The 1,819-nt window shown below is 66.1% G+C and carries 2 protein-coding genes; one reads left to right on the top strand and one right to left on the bottom strand.

Translation table 11 applies throughout. The features are described from left to right. A partial coding sequence (locus AB4Y86_RS18015; protein ID WP_441403520.1) for a (Fe-S)-binding protein occupies positions 1-795 on the top strand: 795 nt, incomplete at its 5' end. 269 nt (positions 796-1,064) lie between these two features. Here AB4Y86_RS18015 and AB4Y86_RS18020 read toward each other — a convergent pair. Continuing rightward, positions 1,065-1,819: AAA family ATPase (locus AB4Y86_RS18020; protein WP_441403521.1), on the bottom strand; the 755-nt coding region annotated here is incomplete at its 5' end.

The raw sequence follows: 1,819 nt of genomic DNA on the forward strand, positions 1-1,819 counted from the left end.
GTTCTGAACACAGTGCGGGTGCCGATGGCGAACGGCGGCGCTGGACGGCACACAGCGGTCACTCCCCACCGCGTCTTGCTCTGGGTGGATTCGTTCTCCGACGCACTGAGCCCCGGTGTTCCCGTTGCCGCGCTTAAGGTACTGCAGGCCGCGGGATGTGACATCGAAGTTGCCGGCCCCGGCGCATGCTGCGGACTGACACTCATTTCAACAGGACAACTGACCGCGGCCAAGACAGCCCTTCGGAAAACCCTTGACGTCTTGTACCCGCATGTAGCCGATGGCAGGACCGTTATCGGACTCGAACCGTCCTGCACGGCGGTGCTCCGCTCGGACCTGCTCGAACTGCTGCCCGACGACGAACGCGCCGCGCAGGTCTCCGCCCGGACCCAGACCGTGTCGGAATTCCTGACGTCCATCAACTGGCAACCGCCCACCAGCGAGGAGCGGATTCTCGCGCAACCTCACTGCCATCAAAGCGCCATCATGGGGTACGGGAAGGATCTGGAACTGCTCAACTCCATGGGCTGCGACGTGGAAATCTCCAGTGGATGCTGCGGTCTTGCCGGAAACTTCGGGATGGAGAAAGGCCACTACGACGTCTCGGTCGCCATTGCCGAACAGGGCATTCTGGGCAAGATCGCCGATGCCCCGGACCGGTCCATCCTGGCCGACGGGTTCTCCTGCCGGACCCAGGTGGCGGACCTGTCCGGCCGCGGCTCCCGCCACATCGTCCAGATCCTCGCGGAGGCACTGGACAGCTCCGCAGCCGCCTCGCCTGGGAACGCCGCCTAAAAGGCTGCGCGGCGCTAGGCCTGCCCATGAGCGTCAGGATGAGGGGCGACGACTTTGGACTACACCCCAGTGACACGGTACCAATCGGAGTTACGCGGCCGACCTTTCGACGATTTCCTTGGGTTGGTTGAGGCTCAGCGAGCTCCTCGGGCCGGATCGGTGCCGATGGCTTCTTCTTAGGAATGGCTCCCATGTGCGCGGCGGCGCCAGGGCCGCTTCCCGCGGTGACTGCTTGGGTTGCTTCCGCCGGCCAGCGGCCGCCGATCCGGTCAGGCCAGCCAGCGCCACCAGCGTGACGGCTCTGGTTCCGGCGTAGGTTCCGGCTCCGGCTCCTCGCCCAAGGCCAGCGCGGCCTCGACGATGTCCTCCGCGGTGAGCGTCATGACAGCCTCACGATCGAGCGCGTCGAGACTTTGTTTCTCGTCGAGCGACAGCCGCAGCGCCTGGCGGTTGAGCGCCTGCTCGAACAGCGTGCGGGCGAACCGTGCGTTGCCGGAGTCCTCGCCCGCGTGGAGCCCGGTAAGGATGCGGCGCAGCACCTGGTCCGCATCCGGCTCCAGCGTGTACTCGTACTGGGCCAGCATCTGGTGGAAGATCGTCTGGAGTGCGTCGACGGAGTAGTCGGGGAACGTGATCTCACGGGCGAACCGGGAGCGCAGTCCAGGGTTCGAGAGCAAGAAGGACTCCATCAGCCGCGGGTACCCGGCCACGATCACGACCAGGCGGTGGCGGTGGTCCTCCATCCTCTTGAGCAGGACCTCGATCGCCTCGGGGCCGAAGTCCATCCGGCCGTCCTCCGGGGCCAACGCGTAGGCCTCGTCGATGAACAGGACACCGTCCAGCGCACGCCGGATCACCCGGTCCGTCTTGATGGCGGTCGCGCCGACGTACTGCCCCACCAGTCCCGACCGGTCGACCTCGACCAGATGGCCTTTCTGCAGTAGTCCGACCGCGCGGTACATCTCGGCCAGGAGCCGCGCCACGGTGGTCTTGCCCGTGCCCGGGTTACCGAGGAACACAAGAT

The sequence above is a fragment of the Arthrobacter sp. 2YAF22_2 genome (assembly GCF_052114645.1).
Taxonomy (GTDB): domain Bacteria; phylum Actinomycetota; class Actinomycetes; order Actinomycetales; family Micrococcaceae; genus Arthrobacter.